This is a genomic window from Mycobacterium aquaticum (genome assembly GCF_002086485.1).
GTDB classification, from domain to species: Bacteria; Actinomycetota; Actinomycetes; order Mycobacteriales; family Mycobacteriaceae; genus Mycobacterium; species Mycobacterium aquaticum.
In genome coordinates this window covers 28,924-54,395 of sequence record NZ_MVHF01000029.1, presented here as the reverse complement: position 1 = coordinate 54,395, position 25,472 = coordinate 28,924, and the positions used below count along the sequence as shown (strand labels likewise).

Annotated in this window: 24 protein-coding genes; 9 read left to right on the top strand and 15 right to left on the bottom strand. The window is 68.2% G+C overall.

The genetic code is table 11. From position 1 onward, the window contains the following. Window positions 1-3: 3 nt before the first annotated feature. Genes BST13_RS24490 through BST13_RS24480 form a run of 3 tightly spaced genes read right to left on the bottom strand, consistent with a single transcriptional unit; the run spans window position 4 to window position 3,112 of the window. On the bottom strand, window positions 4-1,428 hold the full coding sequence (locus BST13_RS24490; protein WP_083166592.1) for a sodium:solute symporter family protein: 1,425 nt from the start codon (window positions 1,426-1,428) through the stop codon (window positions 4-6). Beyond that, window positions 1,425-1,685, bottom strand: a complete 261-nt coding sequence (locus BST13_RS24485; protein ID WP_083166591.1) for a hypothetical protein — start codon at window positions 1,683-1,685, stop codon at window positions 1,425-1,427. Before BST13_RS24485 ends, BST13_RS24490 begins: the two co-directional genes overlap by 4 nt. Then, window positions 1,682-3,112, bottom strand: a complete 1,431-nt coding sequence (locus BST13_RS24480) for an amidase (RefSeq protein ID WP_245839790.1) — start codon at window positions 3,110-3,112, stop codon at window positions 1,682-1,684. Before BST13_RS24480 ends, BST13_RS24485 begins: the two co-directional genes overlap by 4 nt. Before the next feature lie 242 nt (window positions 3,113-3,354). Between BST13_RS24480 and BST13_RS24475 the strand changes: the two genes are divergently transcribed. After that, the gene (locus BST13_RS24475; protein WP_158087190.1) at window positions 3,355-4,947 is read left to right on the top strand and encodes an outer membrane protein assembly factor BamB family protein; all 1,593 of its coding nucleotides are present in this window, start codon (window positions 3,355-3,357) and stop codon (window positions 4,945-4,947) included. Window positions 4,948-4,956: 9 nt separating this feature from the next. On the opposite strand, the gene BST13_RS24470 is transcribed toward BST13_RS24475, so the two are convergent. The 7 genes from BST13_RS24470 to BST13_RS24445 form a co-directional block, all read right to left on the bottom strand. After that, window positions 4,957-5,769 (bottom strand): alpha/beta fold hydrolase, encoded by an 813-nt coding sequence (locus tag BST13_RS24470; protein WP_083166589.1) that lies wholly within the window; start codon window positions 5,767-5,769, stop codon window positions 4,957-4,959. Between the two features lie 61 nt (window positions 5,770-5,830). Further along, a complete protein-coding gene (gene satS / locus BST13_RS24465) occupies window positions 5,831-7,099 on the bottom strand; it encodes a protein export chaperone SatS (protein WP_083166588.1) in 1,269 nt (422 codons plus the stop codon). A gap of 35 nt (window positions 7,100-7,134) precedes the next feature. Further along, window positions 7,135-7,323 carry a hypothetical protein gene (locus BST13_RS38760; RefSeq protein ID WP_142282831.1) on the bottom strand — a complete coding sequence of 63 codons (189 nt, stop codon included), beginning with the start codon at window positions 7,321-7,323 and terminating at the stop codon, window positions 7,135-7,137. After that, a complete protein-coding gene (locus BST13_RS24460) occupies window positions 7,298-8,416 on the bottom strand; it encodes a C40 family peptidase (RefSeq protein WP_083166587.1) in 1,119 nt (372 codons plus the stop codon). Before BST13_RS24460 ends, BST13_RS38760 begins: the two co-directional genes overlap by 26 nt. Window positions 8,417-8,418: 2 nt before the next feature. Continuing rightward, a complete protein-coding gene (locus tag BST13_RS24455) occupies window positions 8,419-8,709 on the bottom strand; it encodes a hypothetical protein (RefSeq protein WP_083166586.1) in 291 nt (96 codons plus the stop codon). 48 nt (window positions 8,710-8,757) lie between these two features. Next, window positions 8,758-9,399 (bottom strand): sigma-70 family RNA polymerase sigma factor, encoded by a 642-nt coding sequence (locus BST13_RS24450; RefSeq protein ID WP_281254765.1) that lies wholly within the window; start codon window positions 9,397-9,399, stop codon window positions 8,758-8,760. Between the two features lie 93 nt (window positions 9,400-9,492). Next, window positions 9,493-12,258, bottom strand: coding sequence for an ATP-binding protein (locus BST13_RS24445; protein ID WP_083166585.1), 2,766 nt, complete (start codon window positions 12,256-12,258; stop codon window positions 9,493-9,495). Between the two features lie 138 nt (window positions 12,259-12,396). Between BST13_RS24445 and BST13_RS24440 the strand changes: the two genes are divergently transcribed. Beyond that, the gene (locus BST13_RS24440) at window positions 12,397-13,290 is read left to right on the top strand and encodes an RNA polymerase sigma-70 factor (protein ID WP_083166584.1); all 894 of its coding nucleotides are present in this window, start codon (window positions 12,397-12,399) and stop codon (window positions 13,288-13,290) included. Window positions 13,291-13,299: 9 nt separating this feature from the next. Next, window positions 13,300-13,923, top strand: coding sequence for a uracil phosphoribosyltransferase (gene upp, locus BST13_RS24435; protein ID WP_083166583.1), 624 nt, complete (start codon window positions 13,300-13,302; stop codon window positions 13,921-13,923). A 4-nt stretch (window positions 13,924-13,927) separates the two neighbouring features. Here upp and BST13_RS24430 read toward each other — a convergent pair whose 3' ends face one another. Then, entirely contained in the window at window positions 13,928-15,574 is a 1,647-nt protein-coding gene (locus tag BST13_RS24430) for a phospho-sugar mutase (protein WP_083166582.1), read from the bottom strand. After that, on the bottom strand, window positions 15,571-16,035 hold the full coding sequence (locus tag BST13_RS24425; RefSeq protein ID WP_083166581.1) for a MarR family winged helix-turn-helix transcriptional regulator: 465 nt from the start codon (window positions 16,033-16,035) through the stop codon (window positions 15,571-15,573). The genes BST13_RS24430 and BST13_RS24425 overlap by 4 nt, the downstream gene beginning before the upstream one ends. A 112-nt stretch (window positions 16,036-16,147) precedes the next feature. Here BST13_RS24425 and BST13_RS24420 point away from each other — a divergent pair, with 112 nt between their 5' ends. Beyond that, window positions 16,148-17,248 (top strand): AbrB family transcriptional regulator, encoded by a 1,101-nt coding sequence (locus BST13_RS24420; RefSeq protein ID WP_083166580.1) that lies wholly within the window; start codon window positions 16,148-16,150, stop codon window positions 17,246-17,248. Here BST13_RS24420 and BST13_RS24415 read toward each other — a convergent pair. Beyond that, window positions 17,194-17,979 carry a purine-nucleoside phosphorylase gene (locus BST13_RS24415; protein WP_083166579.1) on the bottom strand — a complete coding sequence of 262 codons (786 nt, stop codon included), beginning with the start codon at window positions 17,977-17,979 and terminating at the stop codon, window positions 17,194-17,196. The genes BST13_RS24420 and BST13_RS24415 overlap by 55 nt on opposite strands. A 47-nt stretch (window positions 17,980-18,026) precedes the next feature. Between BST13_RS24415 and BST13_RS24410 the strand changes: the two genes are divergently transcribed. Both BST13_RS24410 and BST13_RS24405 read left to right on the top strand, forming a co-directional pair. Next, window positions 18,027-19,211, top strand: a complete 1,185-nt coding sequence (locus BST13_RS24410; protein ID WP_083166645.1) for a M20 family metallopeptidase — start codon at window positions 18,027-18,029, stop codon at window positions 19,209-19,211. 5 nt (window positions 19,212-19,216) lie between these two features. Further along, a complete protein-coding gene (locus BST13_RS24405) occupies window positions 19,217-20,383 on the top strand; it encodes a M20 family metallopeptidase (protein WP_170064325.1) in 1,167 nt (388 codons plus the stop codon). A 112-nt stretch (window positions 20,384-20,495) separates the two neighbouring features. Here BST13_RS24405 and BST13_RS24400 read toward each other — a convergent pair whose 3' ends face one another. Beyond that, window positions 20,496-21,956: a purine-cytosine permease family protein gene (locus tag BST13_RS24400; protein ID WP_158087189.1), complete on the bottom strand. Its 1,461-nt coding sequence runs from the start codon at window positions 21,954-21,956 to the stop codon at window positions 20,496-20,498. 243 nt (window positions 21,957-22,199) lie between these two features. On the opposite strand from BST13_RS24400, the gene BST13_RS24395 reads away from it, so the two are divergent. The 3 genes from BST13_RS24395 to BST13_RS24385 all read left to right on the top strand — a co-directional run bounded on the left by BST13_RS24395 (window position 22,200) and on the right by BST13_RS24385 (window position 24,650). Next, on the top strand, window positions 22,200-22,916 hold the full coding sequence (locus BST13_RS24395; RefSeq protein WP_245839789.1) for a hypothetical protein: 717 nt from the start codon (window positions 22,200-22,202) through the stop codon (window positions 22,914-22,916). A gap of 46 nt (window positions 22,917-22,962) precedes the next feature. Beyond that, window positions 22,963-23,904 (top strand): PDR/VanB family oxidoreductase, encoded by a 942-nt coding sequence (locus tag BST13_RS24390; RefSeq protein ID WP_095533690.1) that lies wholly within the window; start codon window positions 22,963-22,965, stop codon window positions 23,902-23,904. Window positions 23,905-23,993: 89 nt separating this feature from the next. After that, on the top strand, window positions 23,994-24,650 hold the full coding sequence (locus BST13_RS24385) for a GntR family transcriptional regulator (protein WP_158087188.1): 657 nt from the start codon (window positions 23,994-23,996) through the stop codon (window positions 24,648-24,650). A 6-nt stretch (window positions 24,651-24,656) separates the two neighbouring features. Here BST13_RS24385 and npdG read toward each other — a convergent pair whose 3' ends face one another. After that, a complete protein-coding gene (npdG, locus tag BST13_RS24380; protein ID WP_211296172.1) occupies window positions 24,657-25,382 on the bottom strand; it encodes an NADPH-dependent F420 reductase in 726 nt (241 codons plus the stop codon). Window positions 25,383-25,472: the final 90 nt, after the last annotated feature.

Sequence of the window (25,472 nt, the reverse complement as noted above, 5' to 3'; positions counted from 1 at the left end):
TATTCACCGCGCAACCGGTACTTCCTGTTTCATCGCAGCGCGGGGCATCCGGCGTCGGATCGCCTCGGCGACGATCACCGCCACGATGTTGGGGCCCAGCGCGATGAAGCCGGAATCCCAACTGCCGATCGGAATCTCGAAGAAGGTGATCCAACTGACGACCAATACTCCGATGACGATGCCGATCAGGACCGGGACGGCGCCGACAGTAACTCGTCCTCGCAGCGCGACCAGGATCGCCGGGGCGAGCTGGGTCAACCCGCCGTAGGTGAGCAACAGCAGGCTGGAGATGCTGGCGCCACCGAGCCCGAAGCCCAGCGCCAGGATGATGGCCGCCGCGACGACGGCCGTGTTGACCCGCATCCGGGTCTTCTCGGAACCACCGGTGATCAGGTTGCGCGACACCAGGCTTGAGATGCCCATGACGATCGCGGCCGCCGGAACCATCGCTGCCGAGGCGCCGCCGATGGCGATGACCGCCACCAGCCAGTCGGGCAGGGTGTGCGTCGCGGTGTCGAGCAGGACGTGGTTCCCGGTGGTGTCGGCAGGCAGGATCAGGGTGGCGCCCAGCCCGACGATGATCGGCGCGAACAGCAACAGCTGATAGAACGCGAGCCAGGTGTAGTTGCTGCGCAGGATCTCACCGCTGCGCGCGGCCAGCACCGGGGGCCAGAGGTGCGGAAAGACGTTGAGCCCCGCGCCGATCGAGGTCACGACGACCGCCGTGACGAAGAACGTGGTGTCGTACCCGGGCGCCGACAGGGTCAGCAGCTCCGGCTGGGCACCCTGCACCCGGGAGAAGACCTCGGGGATACCCGCGATGCCGAACCCGACACCGCCCACCACGATGAGCAGCGCGATCACCATGAGCGCGTCCTTGACCACAGCCACCCGCGAGATCCCGCGGATGCCGGCCCAGACGACGAACACGATGACCAGCACGCTGGCGATGACCATGGACAGCCCGCGGCTGGACGCGCTGCCGGTGGCCAGCTCGACGATCAGGCCGAGCCCGGTGATCTGCAGTTCGAGGTAGGGCAGCAGGAAGATCGCGCCGACCACCGCGACCACCTTGCCCAGCGGAACGCTGTCGAACCGGTCGACGAAGAAGTCGGCCATGGTCAGATAGCCGCGGCCCTTGCCGAGTCGCCACAGCCGAGGCGCGACGAAGTACATGCCGATCGCCGAGATCGACAGGTACGCCAAGGCGAACGTGGCACTGACGCCGCCGCCGAACGCGATCCCGGACAGCCCGAGAAAGCTGAACGTGGTCAGCGATTCGCCGGCCTGCAGGAACCACGACCGCCACCGGCGGAAGCTGCGGCCGCTGACGGTCCACTCGTCGAGTTTCCTGGCCCGGCTGCCCGCGACGCCGATCGCGCCGATGGCGAACAGGCCGATCACGATGTAGACCGTGAGCGCGTTCATCGGGCTTCTCCCGCAGTGTCGGCGGCCTCGGCCGCATCGAGCGCGTCGCCGCCGTCTCGCCGGTAGGAGGCCTCGACGGTGCGCAGCGCGACGACGGTGCCGATCACCCAGATCGCGGTCCAGACCAGGACCGACGGAACGCCGAACCAGAGGTGCGGGCCGTTGACGAAGGGCAGAAAGGGCGTGGACAGGAAGCCGAGGATCGGAACGGCCGCGATGGCGAGGCGCCGCGGGCTTTCCAGGACAGGCGATGTCATGAGCGGTTCTCCGAAATGAGGGCGGGACGCCGCGTGCCGTGTTCGGTCGCGGCTTCGAATGCGGCGGCGACGCCGAGCAGCGCCTGTTCGCCACGAGCGCGGGTGACGATCTGCAGCCCGACGGGCAGCCCGCCGGGGGTGAAACCGGCGGGGACCGAGATGGCAGGCACGCCGAGGACGGTGATCAGGTAGGCCGCGGCCATCCAGTCGAGATAGTTGTGCTGCTGCACGCCCGCGACCTCGGTCGGCCAGAGCTCTTCGGCATCGAATGGAGCGACCTGGCTGACCGGGGCGATCAACACGTCGTAGGTGTCGAAGAAGGTGTTGGCGGCGCGCTGCAGCCGGGTCAGTTCGGCCAGCGCCCGGCCGATGTCACCCGCAGTTCTGGCCCGGCCTTCCCGAATGTTCCACGCCAGGTCGGGCTTGAACGCCTCCGGCGTGGCATCGAGCTGCTCACCCCACAGCGTGTCGAACTCGACGGCGCGCAAGGTACGGAATGTCGCGTCGGCGCCGTCGAGGTCGGGACACGCAGGCTCGACGTACGCGCCGAGCTCGGTGAACACCTTGGCAGCGGTTTCCAGCGGAGCCAGCACCTCCGCCTCGACCGGGATCCGGTCGCCGAGGGTCGGCGCCCACGCCACCCGAAGCCCTTTGAGCTCAGCAGGTTTCACGTCGGCGAATCCGGCTGGGTCGTCGGCGAGCGACAGCGGGTCATCGCGATGTGGCCCGGCGATCACCGACAGCAGCAGCGCGACGTCGTTGACGGTGCGGCCCATGGGGCCGGCCGTCGCCAGGTTCGGGTACGCCCACGCCGCCGCGGGGTCCGGAACCCTGCCAGTGGTCGGCCGCAGACCGACGACGTTGCAGAATGACGCCGGATTGCGCAGCGAGCCGCCCATGTCGCTGCCGTCGGCGATGGGTTGCATGCCGCTCGCCAGTGCGGCTGCCGCACCGCCACTGCTGCCGCCGGCCGATCGATCCAGGGCGTACGGATTGCGGGTCGTGCCGAAAACCGAGTTGAACGAATGGGATCCGGCGGCGAACTCGGGCACGTTGGTCTTGCCGACCCGGATGGCGCCTGCGCTCTGGATGCGTCGCACGATTTCGTCGTCCTGCTCGGGGATCCAGTTGGCGTGCAACGGAGAACCGAACGTGGTGCGCAGGCCCGCGGTGGCGTGGGTGTCCTTGAACGCGATCGGCAGCCCGTGCAGCGGGCCCAGCGGTTCACCTGCCGCGCACCGCCGGTCGGCCTCGGCGGCGGCCTGCTCGGCTCCCTCGACGTCGAGAGTCACGATCGCGTTGACCGCCCCGTTGTGCCGGTCGATCTGGTCGACATGGGCCGCGAGAACTTCGCGTGCGGATACGTCGCGGCGTCGCAACGCTGCTGCCATCTCGATGGCGCTATCGAAGACCAATGAGTCGTCCACAAGCTCCCAATTTCTCTCTGGGCCCGTCGTGCAGGTGCCGGCCGTAACACTGCGGACCTGATGAGATCCCCATCACAATGTTGGTATAGGCCAGAAAAGTAGCAGGAATGACTGATCGAGACAAGATATACGTAAAAACAACGGTTTGTGCCGATCTTGGATGGCTCGTGCATGAATGTGCCGATTTGTCCTCCAGCAACTACCTGTGCGGGCGGGACGAGAACCTGAAATACACTCCCCACGTGAACCAGTGGGGGAGTTCGCCGTGGGGCGACAATGACGGTCAGCCAGGGGCACCGGGGTCCACCGAATCGCCGTTCGACGCACCTGAGGTCCGCCAGGAAGCGCCACCGGTCTTCGGTGCCGCCCCGGGCTTTCCGACATATCCGCAAACGCAGGGATGGGGACAGTCGCCGCAGCCGGGCTATGGGTACCCGCCGCAGTTCACGCCGCAGCCGCCCGACGGCCCCCGTCACCGCGGCAAGGTCATCGGAATCGTCGTCTCCGCGGTGGTGGTGGTCCTCGCCCTGGTGATCGGTTCGGTCGTGGTGTGGAAGTTCAGCTCGCCAGGCTCGGGCTCCGACCCCGACACCACCGCAGGCAAGGCCGAGGTCGCGTCAGAGGCGCCGCGTCCTCCGGCCGAGGTCAAGCTGCCCTCGTTGAGTGCCGCGCCCACCACACTGTGGAGCTATCCGCCTTCGGGGGACTCCAGCGATTACATGAGCGTCCTCGGCGGCGATACCAAGACCGTCATCATCAAGGTCGGGGACTCCATCATCGGACTCGACGCGGCCGGCGGCTCGCAGTTGTGGCAGCAGCCATGGCCGAAGTCGAACGGCGACTACGTCTACTGCGTGGTCGGCACGTCGGGTGACGCGGCGATGTGTGTTGGCGGCACGGCGGCAGCGATCGTCGACATGAAGACGGGAACCACGAAGAACACCGTCTCCGGGCAGTCCGGCAGTAGCGGCTACAGCGGCTCGGGACTGTTGGCCTATGTGGACAACACCAAAGGCATCACGGTGTTCGACGATTCAGGACAGCAACTCTGGACGAAGCCGATGACGGGTGTGGTCCAGCCCTTGCTGGACCAGGGCATCGTTGCGGCGCAGGCGCCCATGGGCACCAAGTTCTATGACGCCAAGACGGGAGACGATCTGTTCTCCATCGGCGCCGTCGACGATCTGATCGCCACCAGCCGCGGCATTGCGGTGTCGGTGCGGGGCAGTTCGGCCGATGTCGAGCCGGGCCGGTACCCCAAGCAGCGGATCGACTTCTACTCCTTCACCGGGAAGAAAGCGTGGAGCATTCCCCAAGATGCGCACTATCGCCTGCCGCACACCTCGATTCTCACCTCGTACGCGTTGCCGCAGTCGGTGCAGAATTCGACGTCGGGGGTCGCGCTGCCGATCGTGTACAGCGAGGACAAAGGGGAGATCGCCGGAGTCGACGATGCCACCGGAGACATCCGCTGGTCGCAGCAGGTGCCGCTGGTGCCGCACACCCTCCCCAGCCTGTCCGGAATCGGCGACCTCTGCATCGTCGTGATCCCGACTGCCGAGCCGGGCGCTGGTGCGCCGCGGGTGCGGGTACGGAAGTGCACGGACTCAACCGGCGCGCTTGTCGGCGATACGCAGGGCGGTGGCGGAAGAGGTCTGGTGGCGGTCGACGGCAACCAGACCGTCACCGGCGGTCTGGGGTCTGATTCGACGACCGCGTACGACGCGGCGACCGGTCAGCAGTTGTGGCAGTTGGGCAGAGACGCCGGAACCTTTACATTGGTCGGCGACGCGCTCTACAGCGCATCGCTCGGAAAGGTGTCGCGGGTCTCGTGATGACCTGCGCTACGCCAGCGCCAGCCGCAGCGCATCCGCGAAATCGCCTGGCTCGGTGAGGAATCCGCCGTGATCGCCGGGAAACATGACCGGGGAGCTGCCCAGTAGCTCGGCCAGCGCGACGGTCGTGCGGTGGGTGAGCAGCCGGCCCGAGTCCACGCCAAGCCCGAGCACGACCCGCGCGTTGCGCAGCGCCTCGAGGTCGGGCAGGTACCGCGTGGTGGGTCGTAGTTCGTGGACGAAGAAGTGTGTCGCGTTGGCCTCTTCGTTGGGATCCGGTTCCCCGGGCGGGCCGGTGGGGGCATCGTCGGGCAGGTCGAACCCTGCGGTGATCATGAACTGCGCGAACGCCGCTTGGTGCCCGGCGCGGTGAAACGTCGCCACGATCTCGTCGGTCGCGGCCCGTTGTGCGTCGGCGTCGGGCAGCAGTTCCAGCAGCGGCGGCTCGTGGGCGACCAGGGTGCGCACCCGGTCGGGATGCCGGGCGACCAACGCGAGGCCCGTCACCGCGCCGCCGGATGAGCCGAACACGTCGGCCGCGTCCGCGCCGAGATCGTCGAGGATGGCCGCGACGTCGTCGGCGCGCAGCTCGGGGGTGGAGTCCTGCGTCGGATCGTCGACGACGCTGGCGGCGATACCGCGCGGATCAGTCGTGACGACGGTGTGATCTGCGGCCAGTGCGTGCGCCAGTGGTGTGAACTCGGCGGACGACATCGGGGCGCCCAGGATCAGCAGGAGTGGGCCGTCCCCACGCACTTCGTAGTACAAGCGCGCGCCGGGGACGGTGACGGTGCGGGTGGACAGGCGGCTCGTGGAGGTCATGTGCGGATAGACCGCCGGGGTGCCGAGAATTCATCGGCAGCCGGCGGCCTCGATCCGCCGGCTACTCGGGCCGAAGCCGCGACTCCACGAAGCGCTCGAGGGTCTCCCACTGTTCGACGGCATCGGCGTAGGGCGCGGCCGGGGCCTTGACCTTGTCCGGGTCGAGCACGTGGCCGACGAATTTGCCGAGCGGCGTGGTGGGGGCGAGGGTCTCCTCGACGGTCTTGTCCTCGGCGTAGTCGCTGACGTCGCGCAGCAGTTCCACGGCGAGCTCGAGCTGGTCGTGGTCGATCGCGTCGGGGCCGTCGGCGATGTCGTCCGAGATGCCGCTGAGTACGTACACGTTCTCATCGGAGACATCCACGCGCAGCGACCCGTCGGTGGCGGCGGTGCGGATGTCGTCGTAGGTCGCCAGGTCGGCCAGATCGTGGTCGTGCTCGTCGGCCAGGTAGCGGGCCAGGGCGCGCTCCGAGCTGAACACGCTGATTCGGCCGTTACGGCCCAGGAAGACCGGCTCGTCGTCGAGGTAGCAGCGCAGCGTGTACACCGTCCCCGACCGCGTCATGAGCCGCACGGGGTCGATGCCCACCTTGACCCAGAAGTCCTCGTCGCCGCCGAGCACGGCGCTGTCATCGGTGGCCTCTTCGACCTCTTCGGCCTCGTCCGCCTCGTCGGTGTCCTCGGCTTCGGTCTCCTCGACCTCCGCTTCGTCCTCCTCGGGCTCCGGCGCGGGCTCCTCGAGTTCCTCCTCGGCTTTCTTCACCGCGTCGGCGTCGATGCCCTCGGGGATGGTGACGATCTCGTCGATGGCGTCGAGGACCGCGTCCCAGCCGCGGTCGATAACCCCTTCGATGTCGGCCCACCGCTTGCGCCCGCTGCGACCGGTGAATTCGTCGAGCCCGCCGCCGAGGGTGCCCAGCACGGGGTTGCCGTTGAAGAACTTGCTGATCGCCGCCAGTTCGCACACCGAGCCGATGGACGACACGATCGCCAAGGTCCGGTGCAGGCTCGCGACCGACTCCTCGGAGGGCTTCTCGGCCACCAGTTCCGGTACCCCGACGATGTCGTACTGCCGGTCCTCGGCGGGATCGAGCTTGTGCGCCGACGCCTCGGTCAACTTCTCCCACGCGGGGTGATCCGCGAGGTCGTTGTCGGTGTTGGTGCGCACGAAGGCGACCAGGTCGGCGACCGACTCGAAGGCGAACAGGTCCTCGTCGTCGCCGAGGAACGCCTCCCACTCGTCGCCGGCGTCCCGCCACCGCGGAGCCCACAAGGTGTAGAGGTCGCCCTTGGTCAGTGCCAGCCGAACCGGCACGATGTCAGCAGCCATGCGGCACAGCCTAACGGCGCACCCTGCACGGCCCGTCACGTCGTCTGCTGTTGGCGGCCGAACTCCGCGGCGAGGTCATCGAGCAGCCGCCGTCGGCGTTTCACCGCGTCGGCGCCCTCGCGCAGTGCGCGCAGGTCGTCAGCGGTCCGCTCGAGCGCCGTGAGGCAGGCCCGGGCCCGGGCCATCGTGGCGGCGACGTCAGGCGGTGGGACGGAAGAAGCCATGGAAACCCTGCCCGGCGTTGGTGGTGCGGATCGAGGAGAGCTGGACGGGGTCGCCCGCCTCGATCATGGTCGAATCACCGACGATCATCGCCACATGGCCGTCCCACACCGCGAGGTCACCGGGCCGCAGGGCATCCGCGGACACCGCGGCGCCGACATCCTGTTCCTGCGCCAGCCGCGGAATGTCCAGCCCCGCTTCGTGATACGCCCATTGCGTCAGACCGCTGCAGTCCAGGCCGACGCCGGGTGCGGTGCCGCCCCAGCGGTACGGCACCCCCAGCTGCGTCAACGCGTTACGCACGGCATCGGCCGCCACCGCGTTCGGGGCGCGCGCGGTGCTGCCGTCGGGCAGCCGCACCGCCACCCCTTCCCCGAACATGCCGGGATCGCGGGCGCCGACCGCGCTCTCGCGTGCCGAGCCGGCCGGATCGCCGGGCCGGTGGCGCCCGACGAGCGCCGCCAACGGGCCCGTCATACCCGAGAGCGCGCCGGGGCTCGACGGTGCCGACATCGCCGGCGACGTCGGCAACCCGGGCCCAGGACTCAGGCCTGACGGCATTCCCAGACCGGCCGGAACGGTCGCTGCGGGCACTGTGCCGCCCCCGGCGCCGACGGCCGAGGCGTGGTCGTCCAGTTGGGCACGCAACTCGTCGACGACGGCGATGGCGTCACGTAGTGCGTGTTGTGCCTCGGCCAGCAGCGCCTCGGCCGCCCCGGGTTCCTCGAGGCGAGCTTCGAGCGCTGCGGCCCGTTCGTCGAAGCCGGCCACGATGGCCCGCAGCCGGGCGGCGGCCGACTGCACCGCGGAGCCCGCCTGCCGCGCCACGGCGCCAAGGGTTTCCGCGCGGTCGGCTAGCGCATCCGCCGTCGCGGCGGTCAGGGTCGCAGCTCGTCCGGCGGCGTCGGCGGCGGCGCCCGACCAGTCGCCCACCGCAGCCCACGAGCGGCGGGAGCCCGCGGCCACGGCGCTGAGTGCGTCGCGCACCTCGGCGAGCACCGCGTCCGGACCGCCGGTAACCGACCAGCCCGGACCGACCAGCGCCTGCACCTCGCGTAGCGGTGCGACCAATGCGCTGACGAGGGCGCCCGGCATGGCTACACCCAGGGCAGCAGGTCGGCGGCCCGCCGGCCCGCGGCGTCGAAATCGGCGGCGGTCCCGGCGGCGGACGCCGCGGCGGTCCGGACACCCGCACCCAGCGCGGTGATGGCGGCCGAGTGGTCGGCGAGAGCCATGCGCAACGCAGCCAGGAAGTCGGCGCCGACCGGCCCGAGTGCCGAGGCGGGGGTGTCGGCGCAACGCAGCAGCGCTGCGGCGGCGGTGAGGTCGGCGGCGTGACTGGAGTACGCGCTGCCGAGGGCATGGATCAGGGCGGTGTCGGCGAACATGTCTTTATGACGCCCGCCGGCGTTGTTCGGTTCCGTGTCAATTGCCGGTCACGCCACGCGTTGTTCGCCGCGGCGCGTTTCGCCCAATGTTGCCAGCGAGACCCGCAGCCGTTCGCGGCTGCGGGCGACCCGCGACATCACCGTGCCCATGGGCACACCCAGCAGCGCCGCGGTCTGCGCATAGGTGAGCCCCTGCATGTCGGCGTAGTACACGGTGAGACGGAACACCTCGGGCAGATCGTTGAGCGCCTCGCGAATCACCTTGTCCGACAGGATGTCGAGGGCCTCGTCCTCAGCAGAGCGGTGCACCGCGGACAAGTGCACGGAGCTGGCGGCCAGATCGCTGTCGGTGATGTCTTCGACCGTGAACACGTCGGGCCTGCGCTGTTTGGTGCGATGCAAGCTGACCCACCGGTTGTGCATGATGCGGAACAACCAGGCGCGCATGTTGGTGCCGGGCTCGAAGCGCCGAAATCCCGCATAGGCGTTCATCAGCGTGTCCTGCAGCAGATCTTCCGCGTCGGCCTCGCTGTGGGTCAACCGCCGTGCCCCGCGCAGCAATACGGCGTGGTACTGCATGGCGTTGCGCTCGAAGCGGGCCGCCAGCTCTGCTTCCGACTCCACCTCGGATGTGGACGTCGCGGGCATCTCCGGCGGGGTGCTGGGCCGGCCGTCGGACTGCGGCAGCATGGGGAGCCTCCAGAATGGGTGGGACGGATACAAATAGAGCCTTGCCGTCGGCATCGGATGGCGGACCCTTGACAGTCCGTGGTCCCAGAATGCTCAATCGGCCCACGAGGTCCCGCGCAGCTGCCTGCGCGAGGTGATGTTGAGCTTCACGAACACCTTCCGCAGGTGCCACTCCACGGTGTGGGTGCTGATGAACAGCTGCGCCCCGATCTCCTGATTGGTCAGCCCAGCGGCAGCCAGCCCGGCGATCTGGGCTTCCTGTGCGGTCAGCCGATCGCCGCCACCGACGGGCCCTCTCCGGGTCTTCTCGCCCGCGGCCACCAGCTCGCGGCGCGTGCGCTCGGCGAAGGCCTGTGCGCCCATGCGCGTGAACATGGCGTGGGCGGCGCCGAGCTGGGTGCGGGCGTCGGGCCGCCGGTTCATGCGGCGCAGCCATTCGCCGTAACGCAGCCGGGCCCGTGCCTGGTGCACGACGATGCGCGTCCGGTCAAGCCGCTCGATAGCTTCGACGTACAGGTCCTCGGCAAGCTGATCGTCGCCGAGCAGGGCCCGCGCCCCGGCGAGTGTGCCCAGCGCCCAATCGGTTCCGCTGGGCAGGGTGCTTTCCTCCAATTGCCGCAGCGCTCGTTTGGCGGCGTCGGGTTCGCCGCACCGTGACGCCGATTCGACGAGCTCGGTGAGCGACCAGCCGAGCAGGCCGAGGTCCTGGTATTCGCACGCCTCACGCGCGGCGGCGTACGCCTGGTCGTAGACACCGAGACCGTTGTGCAGGACAGCCCTGGCATACGCGGTCAACCCGAGCAGGCGGCCCTCACCCCGTACCGTGGCTCGCTCGGCCGTCGCCTGGATCAGCGGGAGGGCGTCGGTGGGATGACCACGCCAGGCGGTCAGGATCAGCGAGTGGTCGGTCAGCAACGGGTATCCGGTTGCGGCGCTGATCGAATCGGCTTCTTCGAGCAGCATGGCCGCGGCGGCGAATTCGCCTGCCTGTACGTGCGCTCCGGCCCGATAGCCGAGGGCCCGGGGCAGGATGGCCAGGGCCGCGCTGTCCCGCGCCAGCTGGACCGCTCGCGTGGCGAGCCGATGCCACGCTTCGTCGTCCCAGATCTCGTGCACGGCAGATTCCTGAGCGATCGGGAAAGCCGCACCCGGCCAATGGATGTGACCACGATCCGCGTGCAGCATGGTGTCCAGCAGGGACACCGCCGCACGCAACTCGGCATGTCCTGTGCCGCTGTCGGTTCCGATCCGTCGCGAGATGCCGCTCACCAGGAGGTACGCCGGATGGGTAGGTTCGGGCGTTGGCGTCGGGAGGGCCCGCGCGGACCGTACGGTGTCGTGCAGCGCGGCGGTCTCACCGAGCCGGCCTGCATGCATGGCCGCGGTGAGTGCCTCGAGGTAGGTCTCGGCGGCGGCCGCATCGTCGAGGTTCTCCAATTGCCGTGCAGCGTCGATCAGTCCGGCGACCGCAGGACCCTGGAGGTGGCCGCGGGCGACCAACAGCCTGGCCCGCAGCCGGGCGGCCCGGGCGCGGTCCAGATCGGTCAACGGCCCGAGTTCGGCGATGCCGAGCAGATCCTCGGCCTCGCCCAGGGCCGCCGCATCGTACTTGGCGCGCGCTGCCGCCAGTGCCCGGGCACCGCGGCGTACCGGATCGCGGGTCAGTGCGGAGGCCCGCTGCAGAAGTGCGGCGGCAGCCGCCACTCCACCGCGCTGTTGTGCGCGCTCGGCGGCCGCCTCCAGGTCGGCTGCGACGGCGTCGTCGGGGCCGGTGGTGGCGTACGCCGCATGCCAGGCGCGCCGGTCGGGGTCGACGCCGGGGTCGGTGACCTCTGCCAGCACGCCGTGGATCGCGCGCCGCTCGGCCAGGTCGGCCGACCGGTAGGCGGCCGAGCGCACCAGCGGGTGATCGAAGAGCACGCGTCCTGTCAGTTCGATCAGGCCTTCGCTTTCGGCCGGAGCCAGGGCGCTCGGGGGGATACCGAGCCGCTGCGCCGCCCGCATCAGGAGAACGGGATCGCCGACGGGATCCGCGGCGGCGACCAGCAGAAGCCGTCGGGTCGAGCGGGGTAGCGCCGCGATGCGGTGTACGTAGGTCAGCTCGATCGGCAGCGGCGGTCCGGGGCGGCCCGGGTCGCCGAATCCTCCGGCGAGTTCGGCGGCAGTGCGGTTGCGGATCGACTCCAGCAGCGCGAGCGGAAGGCCGCGGGTCTCGGCCACGATCTGGTCGCGGACCCGGCGGTCGAGACGACCCGGCACAACGGAGTCGAGGAGCTGCCCGGCGTGTTCGGTGGCCAGCCCGGTGACGGCCAGTACCGGGAGCCCCGTCAGCGCGGTGTCGTGCCCGGAGGCGGCCCGGGCCGCGAAGATCACGCCCACGGGCTCGGCGGTGAGCCGGCGCGCGACGAACGCGAGTGCCTGCAGCGAGGCCTGGTCGACCCACTGCGCATCGTCGGCGAGGCAGAGCAGCGGTTGCGTGCCTGCTATCGCCGAAAACAGGCTCAGCACCGCGAGTCCCACCAGGAATGCGTCGGGCGGTGGACCGGCGGCCAGACCGAACGCGACGCTCACAGCATCGCGCTGGGGCTGAGGCAGGCTGTCGAGTCTGTCGAGCAGCGGGGCGCACAGATGCTGCAGACCGGCGTAGGGCAGTTCCATGTCGGACTCCACCCCGGTGACCCGCAGCACCCGCGCGTCGGGTCGGCGGGTGTGCAGATAGGTCAAGAGCGCGGTTTTGCCGACGCCGGGCTCACCGCGCAGCACCAGCACCCGGCCGCGGCCTGCGCGGACGTCGGCGAGCAGCTCGTCGAGTGCCGCGCATTCGGCGTCGCGACCGTACAGGCGTCGGGTTCGGCGCATTGCTACTCCTCGTTGCGTGCTGCGGGCGGTGTCGTTCAGATAGACCGGGCGGTCCGCCGATCTGTGACAGTGCGATGTGTCACAGCCTGTGCAGGGCATCGCCGGTGGCGGGGGCGACGGTGTGTTTGACTACGTCTCATGACCGACCTTGCCGACGCCGAGGAGGTCTTCACGAAGGTCCGTCCGAGGCTGTTCGGCCTGGCCTACCGCATGCTGGGCAGTGTCGCCGAGGCCGAAGACGTAGTGCAGGACGCCTGGGTGCGGTGGCAGGCCACCGAACGCGACGAGGTGCGTGAGCCTGCCGCATTCTTGACCACGATGGTGACGCGGATGTGCGTCAACGTGCTGCAGTCGGCCCGGGTCCGGCGCGAAACCTACATCGGGCCTTGGCTTCCCGATCCGGTCGACACGAGCGCTGACCCGGCGTTGGGCGCCGAACGCGGCGAGGCTCTGCAGGTGGCGACGCTGATGCTGATGGAGAAACTCGCGCCGCCCGAGCGCGCGGCCTACATCCTGCGCGAGGCGTTCGACTACCCGTACGAACTGATCGGCGAGACCATCGCGGTGAGTGACGTCAACGCCCGTCAGCTGGTGAGCCGGGCCCGCAGGCATCTGGTCGCCCGGCGCGGCGAGCCGGCCAGCACCGACGAACAGCGGCGGTTGCTGACGGCGTTCGTGGCCGCAGCGCAGACCGGCGACATGTCGGACCTGGAGGAGCTCCTGGCCTCGGACGTGGCCAGCTATACCGACGGGAACGGGATGCGCAACGCCGCACCTGTTCCCGTCGTCGGGCGGCAACGGGTCGCGAAGTTCGTGCTGGCGTTCCGGCGCCGGTTCTGGCGCAACTCCACAGTCACGTGGATCACCGCGAATGGACAGGCCGCCGCGCTGATTTCGCAGGACAGCAATCTGGCGGCGTTTCTGACGGTGGCGGCGTCGGCGGAGGGTATCGACGAGCTGCTGTGGGTGCTCAGCCCGGACAAGTTGACGCACATCGCCACTGCGGTCCCTGATCCGGCGCAGACCGTTTAAGGTCGGCGCATGGACGTACGTGTCGTCGAGCACCCACTGGCCGCTGCCCGGCTGACCACCCTGCGCGACGAGCGCACCGACAACGCGGCGTTCCGTGCGGCCCTACGGGATCTGACGCTAATGCTGGTCTACGAAGCCACCCGCGACGCCCCGTGCGAACAGATCCCGGTCCGCACGCCGTTGACCGACACCACCGGTTCCCGGCTGGCCAATCCGCCGCTGCTGGTACCCGTACTGCGCGCCGGGCTGGGCATGGTCGATCAGGCGCACGCGCTGATCCCGGAGGCCCAGGTGGGTTTCGTCGGCATGGCCCGTGACGAAACCACCCACCAGCCCACGCCGTATCTGGCGTCCCTGCCCGACGACCTGAGTGCCCGCTCGGTTTTCGTCCTCGACCCGATGCTGGCCACCGGAGGGTCGATGGCCTACACCGTTGACCTGCTGCAAGAACGCAACGCCGTCGACATCACCGCGGTGTGCGTGGTATGTGCGCCCGAAGGCATTGCGGCACTGGAGAAAGTGGCCCCCGGCATCCGGCTGATCACCGCGACCATCGACGACGGGCTCAACGAGATCGCCTACATCGTCCCGGGTCTCGGTGACGCGGGGGACCGTCAGTTCGGGCCGCGCTGAGGCGTCAAAAGAGTGCGGCGGCGGTGGCGAGTTCGTCGTTGAGCGTGCTCGCCCGGGCCCGTGCCATGGTCAGGTCGTCCGTCGGCGCGCACCGAACCTCGGTGTAGGACTTCAGTTTCGGCTCGGTTCCGGAGGGTCGCACGACAACTCGCACCGTGGTCCGCTCGTCACCGCCGGTGAGGATCAGCGCATCGGTGCGCTGCTCGCCGGACCGCTGCAGCAGGTCTTCGACGCTCACCGGGAAACCGGCGAGTTCGGCAGGCGGGGTGGTCCGCAGCCGTGACATCGCGGCCTCGGCGTCCTCGACCGGCCGCGACACCGCGCCCGTCACGTGGACACCGTGTCGCAGGGCCAGGCCGTCGAGCGCATCCTGCACCGTGCGGCCCTGATCGCGCAGGGCCACAACGAGATCGCAGAACAGGATCGCGGCGCTGATCCCGTCCTTGTCCCGTACCGCCGCGGGGTCGACGCAATGCCCGATGGCCTCCTCGTATGCGTATGCCAGCGTGGTGCCGGGGCCTCCGGCGCGGGCCAGCCACTTGAATCCGGTCAGAGTCTCGGCGTGGTGTGCGCCATGCGCGGTGGCGATCTCGGCCAGCATGCGTGATGACACCACGGTGCTGGCCACCACCGTGGCCTCGCTGACCGGGCCTGGCTCGATCTGCGACAGGATGTAATCGCCCAGCAGCCAACCGGTTTCATCGCCGGACAACATGCGCCAGCCATCGGCGGTGGGAATGCCGACGGCGCAGCGGTCGGCGTCGGGATCCAGCGCGATCGCCACATCGGCCGACACCTTGGCGGCCAGCGTCAGCAGCGCGTCGGTGGCCCCGGGTTCCTCGGGGTTCGGAAACGCCACGGTGGGGAAGTCCGGATCGGGCGCGAACTGGCTTTCCACCACGTAGACATCGTCGAAGCCGGCCATTGCCAGTGCGTCGAGCGCGAATTCGCCGCCCACTCCGTGCAGCGGGGTCAGCGCGACCCGCACTGATCCGGTGGTGTGGCGCACGTGCGCAACCCGTTCCAGGTAGTGCCGGATCTCGTTGAGGCCTCCGGTCTGCACGGTGGCGCGGGGAATCTCGTCGGCATGGGGTGCGCGGGCGACGGCAGCCTCGATCTCGCGGTCGGTGGGGGAGATGATCTGCATGCCGCCTTTGCCGAACACCTTGTACCCGTTGTCCGCAGGCGGGTTGTGCGACGCGGTGATCTGGATACCCGCCGTGGCGCTGCGGTGCCGCACGGCGAACGCCACCACGGGCGTGGGGACGGCCGCGAGCATGAGGAGCACCTGAAAGCCCTGGGCGGCAAGGACTTCCGCGGCCGCGAGGGCGAACTCATCGGACCGGTGCCGGGCGTCGCGGCCCACCACGACCTGCGTCTCGCTGGGGGTGAATCCGGTGCCGTCACGGGCGAGCTGGTCTTTGAGCACCTGCGCCACCGCCCAGGTGGTCCGCAGTACCACCGCCAGGTTCATCGCGTCGGGTCCACCGCGTACCGGACCGCGCAGCCCGGCTGTGCCGAACGTCAACGGGTTGTTGAACCGCCGTGCGAGCTCATCGGGGTCACACGCGGACAGCTCCGCCGCGGTGTCCGGATCGGGGTCGTGGGTGATCCACGTCTGAGCCACCGCCGAAATCGCCGATTGGGTCATGAGTCAAGTGTGCCTGCTTTTGCATCGGTGTACGCCAGCTTGCGGAGCACCGGGGCCACGAGCGCCAGCAGGCCGAGCTCCAGATCCGTGAGGTTGTCGCGCATCGCGGTATGCAGCCAGGCGTCGCGCTCGGCTCGGTCGTCCTGCAGCAGCTCGGCGCCTTGCGCGGTCAGCTCGATGAGTTGGCGTCGGCGGTCCTGTTCGTCGGGCCTGCGGACGATCAGCTGACGGTTCACGAGTTCGTTGATGCCGTCGGTCAAGGACTGCACCCGCACCTGCAGCCTGGCGCCCAACTCGGCGGGGGTCGTGGTCCCGGTGCGACTGATCTCGCCGAGCAGTTCGAGCTGGCTGAGTGTCAGACCGTGATCGGGACGGTGCCTGCGCATCTGCCGAGCGACCGCCATCATCGATTCCCGCAGGTCGGTGGCGGTGCTGACTTGCACCGGCGCCGGACTCGTCATTGCACTCATAACCAAGGTATACCTTGGGAACTGTCATATATCATCGGGACAATCCAGTGTTGTGATCAATTATTGGCAAGTCGATACTTGGGATCATCGGATCGGAGGGTGCATGCGGCGGATGCTGAGCTGGCTCGTTCTGGTGACCCTGACCGTCGCCGTGACCGCCGCCCTCACCGCCATCGGCGTTCCGTCCGCCGGTTTGTTCGCCGCGTTGGTTGTCGGCGTCGCGCTGGCGTTGGCCGCCCTGGCCCCTGCCCGGTTGCCGCGGCACGCCGGGCTGGCAGCGCAGGGTGTCCTCGGTGTCTACATCGGCACCATGGTTCGGCCGGAGGCCGTCGACGCGCTGCGGCCCGACTGGATGATCGTGTTGGCCATCGCGGTGGCCACGCTGCTGCTCAGCGTCCTCGCGGGTGCGCTGCTGGGCCTGCATCGCGACGTCAGCCCGCTGACCGGCTCGCTGGCGCTGGTGGCAGGCGGAGCCTCCGGGCTGGTGGCCATCGCCCGCGAACTCGGCGGAGATGACCGCGTGGTGTCGGTGGTGCAGTATCTGCGGGTGGCGCTGGTCACCGCGACGATTCCGGTGATGGTCACCGTGGTGTATCACGCCGACAGATCTCATGTGGGCCCATCCCCCACGCAAAACCATTCTGCCCCTTGGTATTTGAGCCTGGCCATGCTGGTGGCGCTGGTCGTGGTCGGTGCCGCGGGCGGCCGGCTCATCCGGCTCCCGGGTGCGGGCCTGCTCGGGCCGCTGGCACTGACCATCGCGCTGCAGCTCACCGGCCTGTCCTTCGGTCTCAGCGTGCCGATGGTGCTGGTGCAGGCCGCCTACATGCTCATCGGCTGGCAGGCCGGGTTGTCCTTCACGCTGGCTTCGGTGCGGGCGATCGGTCGCATCCTGCCGCCGGCGCTCCTGCTGATCGTGCTGCTCGGCGCGGCGACCGCAGGCCTTGGCGTCGTGCTGGCGAAAGCCACCGGTATCACCGAGCTGGAGGGTTATCTCGCGACCAGCCCGGGCGGCGTCTACGCCGTGCTGGCGACGGCCGTGGAGACCGGTTCGAACGTCACGTTCATCATTGCGGTCCAGGTGGTCCGCATGCTGCTCATGCTGTTCGCGGCGCCGCTGATGGCCCGGGTGTTGGCCAAGTTCAGCGATCAGAGGCGTGCGATCACCGCGGCCAGCAGGGAGCCCATCCGGGCCGCGGACTGACGGCCCGCCTCCAACACCTCTGCGTGGCTGAGCGGCTCACCCGTCATGCCCGCCGCCAGGTTCGTCACCAGCGACACGCCCAACACCTGCGCGCCGGCAGCCCGTGCGGCGATGGTCTCGTGCACGGTCGACATGCCGACCAGATCGGCACCCAGCGTCCGCAGCATCCGGATCTCGGCCGGCGTCTCGTAGTGCGGTCCCGGCAGTGCCGCGTAGACGCCCTCGGCCAGCGTCGGGTCGATCTCGCGGGCGATGTCGCGCAGCCGTGGCGAATACGCGTCGACCAGGTCGACGAACTGGGCCCCGACCAGCGGCGACCGCGCCGTCAGGTTGAGATGGTCGCTGATCAGCACAGGCTGGCCGACCTGGTAATCGGCGCGCAGGCCGCCCGCGGCGTTGGTCAGCACGACAGTGTGCGCCCCGGTCGCCACCGCGGTGCGCACCGGGTGCACGACGTGCTGCAGGTCATGGCCCTCGTAGGCGTGGATCCGCCCGACCAGCACGAGGACCCGGTGCGTGCCGATGCGTACCGAGAGCACCTGCCCGCCGTGCCCGGCTGCGCTCGGTGGGGTGAATCCGGGCAACTCGGCCATCGGCACCACAGCGACCGGGTCGCCGAGCTCGGCGACGGCCGGCGCCCACCCGGAGCCCAGCACCACCGCGACGTCGTGGTGGTCGACGCCGGTGCGCTCGGCGATGGCTTCCACTGAGAGTCGCTCCCCATCGGTCACGGTGGCCGAGCTTAACCGGCGCAAACAGGCAATGCGATACTGCGATGATGCCCACCGCCGCCGCCTCGCTGAGCGTCGAAGACGCCGTCAACCGGCGCCGTGGCGACCTCATCGAGCTGTCGCACTCCATTCACGCCGAGCCCGAGCTGGCTTTCGCCGAGCATCGCAGCTGCGCGAAAACCCAGGCGCTGGTGGCCGAGTACGGGTTCGAGATGACCGCCGCGCCCGGTGGCCTCGACACCGCGTTCCGGGCGTCCTACGGCAGCGGCCCGCTCGTGGTGGGTATCTGCGCCGAGTACGACGCCCTGCCCGAGATCGGGCATGCGTGTGGGCACAACATCATCGCGGCCTCGGCCGTCGGTACCGCACTGGCGCTCGCCGAGGTGGCCGACCAGCTCGGCCTCACGGTCGTGCTCCTCGGAACGCCGGCCGAAGAGCTCGGCGGGGGAAAGGTGTTGATGCTGGGCGCCGGAACCTTCGATGACATCGCCGCCACGGTGATGCTGCACCCCGGTCCGGTGGACATCGCCGCCGCCCGCTCGCTGGCGCTCTCGGAGGTGACGGTCGACTACACCGGGCGGGAGTCGCACGCCGCGGTGGCCCCGTACATGGGAGTCAACGCCGGTGACGCGGTCACTGTCGCGCAGGTGGCCATCGGGCTGCTGCGGCAACAGTTGCTGCCCGGGCAGATGGTGCACGGCATCGTCACCAACGGCGGCCAGGCCACCAACATCATCCCGGGCCATGCCGAGCTGCGCTACACCATGCGCGCGACCGACATGACGGCGCTGCACGAGCTGGAAGGCCGGATGGCCGGCTGTTTCTCGGCAGGCTCGATCGCGACGGGCTGCACGCATAGGGTCACCGAGACCGCGCCTGCCTACGCCGAACTGCGGCCCGACCGGTGGCTTTCGGAGACCGTCCGCGCGGAGATGGTGAGCCTCGGGCGCGAGCCGTTGCCTGCCGGCGTGGAAGCCAGCGTGCCGATGGGCAGCACCGACATGGGCAACGTCACCCAGGTGATGCCGGGGATACATCCGGTGATCGGCATCGACTCCGGTGGTGCGGCCATCCACCAGCCCGCGTTCACCGCGGCGGCCGCCGGTCCGAGCGCAGACAAGGCCGTGGTGGAAGGGGCAATCATGTTGGCCCGCACCGTGGTTCGGCTGGCCGAGACCCCGGCCGAACGGGATCGGGTGTTGCAGGCCCAGGAAAGGCGGACGGCGTCATGACTGCGGTGAATCTCGCCCAGATCGCCGATGCCTGGCTGGCTGCCCACTATGACGATCTGGTGGCCTGGCGCAGGCATCTGCACGCCCATCCCGAACTCGGCCGCCAGGAGTTCGCCACCACCGAATTCGTCGCCAAGCACCTCGCCGACGCAGGCCTCAACCCGAAGGTCTTGCCCGGCGGTACCGGACTGACCTGTGATTTCGGCCCCGACGACGGTTTGCGGGTCGCGCTGCGCGCCGACATGGACGCGTTGCCGATGGCTGATCGCACCGGGGCGCCGTACGCGTCGACCGTGCCGAACGTCGCGCACGCCTGCGGTCACGACGCGCACACGTCGGTGTTGCTGGGCACCGCCCTGGCGCTGGCCTCTGCCCCGGAGCTTCCGGTGGGGGTCCGGCTGATCTTCCAAGCCGCGGAAGAGCTGATGCCCGGCGGCGCCATCGACGCCGTCTCCGCCGGAGTGCTCAACGGGGTGTCCCGGATCTACGCGCTGCACTGCGATCCCCGGTTGGCGGTGGGCCGCGTGGCCACCAAGCCGGGGCCGATCACCTCCGCGGCGGATTCCATCGAGATCACCCTGCATTCACCGGGTGGGCACACGTCGCGGCCCCACCTGACCGGCGACCTGGTGTATGGCCTCGGCACGCTCATCACAGGGCTGCCCGGGGTGTTGTCGCGCCGCATCGATCCGCGGCACAACACCGTGATGGTCTGGGGCGCGGTCAACGCCGGTGTCGCCGCCAACGCCATACCGCAGATCGGAACTCTGGCCGGCACCATCCGCACCGCGAGCCGCGATACCTGGCTGACGTTGGAATCGATTGTCGAGGAAATCGTTTCGGCCTTGCTCGCGCCGCTCAACATCGAGCACACCCTCAACTACCGGCGCGGCGTGCCGCCGGTGGTCAACGAAGAAGTCTCCACCCGCATCCTCACCCACGCGATCGAGGCCGTCGGCCCCGACGCCCTCGCCGACACCCACCAGTCCGGCGGCGGCGAGGACTTCTCCTGGTACCTGGAGGAAGTGCCCGGCGCGATGGGACGCCTCGGCGTGTGGAGCGGCCAGGGGCCCCAGCTCGATCTGCACCAGCCGACCTTCGACCTCGACGAGCGGGCGCTCGGTGTCGGCGTGCGCACCCTGGTCAACATCGTCGCTGCCTCATCCTGCTGACCCTTTGCACCGCGAGGGTGCGTGTCTGCTGCCCGCCACGCCGTGTGTCGTGAGCACAGCTCAAAGCCCGGCGGGACGCGTTGGTGCTGCGTGGCTGACCAACGGAGACAACCTAATTCGTCTTCTCCAGCCGCGACGCCTCCGGATGGCCTTGGAGCTGCGCCGCCCCGGCATGCGGCGCGAACCAGCGCCGCGCGACGAGGTAGACAACGGCCGCCACGATCGCGGACACGAAGTAGCTCAGGTCGGCGCCACCGAGGCTGATACCGATCGGACCGGTGTAGAAGTCGTTGGCCATGAACGGCACCGAGACGACGACACCGATGACCAGTGCGGCCAGGCCCGCCACGTTGAACCGCCCGAACGCTCCGGCAGGAGTGTAGAAGTTCTCGAACGGCAACACGTTTCGCCCGCCGCGCTGTACCACGTAGTAGTCGACCAAAAGGACCGCAACCCAGGGCGTGATGTAGTACGACAGAACATGCAGGAACAGCAGGAAATTCGCCTGGAACTGGTCTCCGCCGAACACCAACGCGATGACAAGACCGACGAGACCTGCGATTGTCACGGTCACCCACTGCGGCAGCTTCACATCACACGTCAGAGTGTTCATGGCGCCGCTGTAGAGGTTCACGGAGTTGTGCGGGATGGCAGACAATCCGAGCGTGAGAAGCGCGACGTAGCGCAGCCAGCCGGGTAGCGCGACGCCGAACGCGTCGATCACGTCGCCTCCGGGCATCAGGGTGATGAGGCCGGCGCCGAGGCACATCATCCAGGTGGTGGAGGCGAACAGGCCCGTGGAGGCTGCTGCGAATATCGATGAGGGCTTGCTGTTTTCGGGTAGATAGCGCGAGTAGTCCGACGCATACGGTGCCCAGCTCGCGGTGTAGCCGAACACCGCGGTGAAGAGAACCGACCAGGCAAGCCAGTAGTCGACACCGGTGACCGTGGCGGTGGTGCCCGGACCACCGCCGTGGACGATGAGGACTATCGTGACCACGGTGAGCACCACGATGCTCACGTTGGTGATGATCTTGCCCAGCGCATGCAGGATCTTGTAACCGAAGATGCCGATCAAAATGCTCACTGCCGCAACGACAACAACGGTCGGGGCATACGGCGCATTCAGAAGGCTCGCCAGTGATTTGGCGCCGAGTACCGTACCGACGCTGTAGTAGCCGATGCACATCAGCAGCGTCAGGAACGCTGGAAGAAAGTTCCCGAAGTAGCCGAACGGGGCCCGACCCATCGGTAGCTGGGGCATGCCGAGCCGGGGCCCCATGACCGCGCACAAGCCGGTGACGATCGAACCCAGGATGTTGGCAAGAACGATCGCCGAGATGCTGCCCGTCAGGCCGAGGCCCAGCGGGCCGCCGCTGGCGCCCAGATAGATGCCGGCCAGGTAGATCACCGGCGCGAACCGCACTGTGAATTGGTTTCGTGGATGGCCGTAGCGCTCGCTTGTCGGGATATGTGCGATGCCGCGTCGTTCGAGCGTCAACGCGCTGTCAGACGTTTCCGTGCGGGGCGGCTGTCCAACGGGCGGAACCGCTTGCGCGTCGCTGTCTTTCATGCAAGTCCTCATTTCGTGGACAGGAAGACCGTGAGGCCCATCACGCTAGGGACGCCGGCGTCCGATGCACACATGACCAGGAGCCAATCTTCACAGGAGTTGTTTGGCGGAAGGTGCCAACCCCATCCGGGCCAGCTTTGGGGTGCAGTCGTGTGCGCTGATGACGTCAACCAGGGGAGCGCCGCGCGGCCTTGACTGTGTCACAGCTCTCACCATACTATCGATTATCGATAGTGTCTGGACGTGAGAAGGGTGCTTCGCGTGGTCAATGTCAGGAACGTTCGCGGCGGGACAGGTCTGGATCCCATCAAAGGGGAGGTCGACGAGATCCTCGATTCGATCTTCGCGACTGCCAAGCGCACCAGCGAAGAGTTCTTCGAGTCGTTCGCGTTGGACCCTCAGCCGATCATCCTTGCCGAGTGGCTGGCCACCCGGGCTTGGCGCGAGATCGACTACGTCTTCCTGCTCAACGAGGAGATCCGCCGGTACGGGTTGGGTTTCGAACGGAAGCACATCACGCTGTTGGCGAAGCAAGCCTTCCAGGAAGCCGAGCACTACGAGGCAGTGAGCGGTGCAGTCGAATCACTCGGTGGCACAGCGCCCACGACTGCTCCCGCGGATTCTCAGGCCTGGAGCGAATTCCTTTGGGAGTGCCTCGACCGCCATCCGCTGGCGGCTGTCGCAGCATGGAATGCGTCGGAGACCTCGGCAACCGGAAGCCTTGAGCCGACTTTCCTTGCCGGAGAACGCCATGGCTTCGATGAAGTGGTCCGAGTGCACCGCAAGATCGAGATCGACGAGAAATTCCACGTCGGACTCGGACGGCAGATCCTCTCGCGTTACGCGGAAACCGACGACGATCGGAACGAGATCCTCCGTGCGATGCGCGGCATGCGTGACATCGCCGCAAACATGTTCTCGCCGGACTCGGCGACGCGACTGCTCACAAGCCGGCGATAGGTCATCCGCGGCAGCGAGGTTGCTGATGCCATCACAATCATCGAATATGGCGGCACGCTTGAAGGTTTCGTCGGTGCGACGAGAAGCAGAAGGCGTTCTGGCCCTCGAACTACGAGCAATGGACGGGTCGTCACTTCCGACGTGGACTCCCGGAGCGCACATCGACGTTGAGTTGGCAGAGGGAATCGTCCGCCAGTACTCGTTGTGCGGTGCCGCCGACGACACTGACACCTGGCGGATCGCCGTCCTGCGGGAGCCCGCGAGTCGCGGTGGATCGAAATTCATCCACGACCGAATCCAACCCGGAGACCTCTTGCCCGTCCGAGGGCCCCGCAACAACTTCACGCTGGTCGATGCGGTTCGATACCTGTTCGTGGCGGGGGGAATCGGCATCACGCCCATCCTGCCGATGGTTCGGCAGGTCGCGCTCACTGGCAAGCAGTGGACGCTTGTCTACGGCGGCCGAACACTCAAGTCCATGGCATTCATCGACGAGCTGAGGGGCATACCTGCGGGCGATTTGCGCGTGATCCCTGAAGATGAATATGGCCTACTCGATCTCGACTACTTCCTGGGCACTCCTCGACCTGACACCGCCGTCTATTGCTGTGGTCCGGGTCCACTGCTCGATGCAGTCGAAACACGCTGCGCCACATGGCAGCCTGGCGCGCTACATCTGGAACGCTTCTCGCCGAAGGCGGCGCCGGACGTAACCGCCGATGACGGGTTCGATGTGCAACTCGCCCGGTCGGGGAAGTGTCTGCGGGTGCCCGGTGGCCAGACGCTTCTGGAAGTGCTCGAAGCAGCCGGCTACGAGATCGACAACTCCTGCCGCGCGGGCATATGTGGCACGTGCGAGTTATCCGTTGCCGACGGCGTCCCAGAACACCACGACGACGTTCTCAGCGACGCCGAGCGGGAATCGAATCGAGTCATACTGCCGTGTGTTTCCCGGTCGAAGAGTGCCGTGCTGGTCATCGACCTCTGACCGGAACGCCTTCGGTTCGCCACGGAGGGTTGTCGGCTGACTATCGTCAGGTGCGTGTCTCCCGGGCAATGAGTCCGTATCTTCAGATCATGCCCGCGCACGACCAGATGGATGTTCGCCAGACGCTCAGTCACCGGATCCGGGACACCCTGGTACGCCAAATCGTGTCAGGCGAACTGGAGCCCGGTGAGCGGCTGGTGGAGACCAAGGTTGCGGCGACGTTCGGTACCAGCCAGGCCCCGGTCCGGGAAGCGTTGCGCGAGCTGGAGACGTTCGGGCTTGTCGAGATCAAACCGAGGCGCGGAACCTTCGTACGCTCGTTCATTCGCGAGACGTTGCGCGAAAGCTACGTTCTTCGTGCCGCACTTGAGGAGACCGCCACCCGGCTTGTGCTCATGGCAGGCAACGTTCCCTTCGATCAGCTGAAGGATGACGTCAAGAGAATGCATGATGCGGCGCGGGCGAACGACACCGAAGCCGTCGGCCTGGAAAGCGTGGCATTCCATCGCCACATTGTCGAAGCTGCGGGCAACGACCTGATCAAACGCTCGTGGGAGAATCTGCACATCGAGGCCCGGACTTCGGTGACCATCATGGCGCGCACGCCGGATCTCACCGAGATAGCCCGTGATCACCAGCTGCTCCTGGATTCCCTGGCTGCCGGTGACGTCGAGGCTGCTTGCGCGCTGGCACGGCAGCATCAGTGGGATTACGCGGAACTCCCGGAAAGCTCGTCATCCGACTGATCGGATTCACGCCAGGGCCGCCCGTGCTTGCAGGTGCGTGACCTGGATACCGGCGTGAGTCTTGTGCCGGATGTTGATCCCGATCAGCACCGGGGTGAGCCCTTCGAGAAGTCGGCTCATCTCAAGTGATCCTGCGTCGACGACGCGCAGACCCCGGATGCGTTCCAGCGCAGCGGTGACCGCAACCTTGGCGTGCGAGTCGCCGCAGATGAGCGTGTCCTGATCGAGCGGATGCGCGAGGTCGCGCAAGGCCGCCGCACTGATGGTGTGCAGCCCGGCGGCGAGGCCGATATCGTCACCGATCGCCGAACGTGCTTGCTGCGCAGCCGATCCGTGCCAGGGCTCGACCAGATGTGTGGGGCGTCCTCCGATCGCGGTGGCCAGCGGAACCGTGGTGTCGAGTAGCACCTGACCCGCTCGCCAGTGCGCGGCGACGCTCTTCAAGGTGGCGACGTGACTCGCGAAAGGAACGGCGATGATCACCAGTCGATCTGCAGTGGTGACGGCTTCGCCGTTGAGGCAGCCCACGAACGTGCCGCCTTCGACGAGTTCACGAGCCTGCGCCGCGGCGCGGTCCGCCCGGTGCGCATCACGCGAGCCGAGGCAGACGGCATATCCCGCCTCCCCGAGTCGCAGGGCAAGGCCGAAACCCAAACTGCCCGTCCCTCCCAGGATGGACACCGTCTCCTTCGTGTCGCGTTCAGCAACAAGGGATTTCCCGGGTCGTGTCACGGTGTTCCTCCTCATCGGGTCGACCGGGCGCTGGTGTCCGGGGTGTAGCAACCATATGAAGAAGGCCATCGCAGCGCCCATGGCTATTTC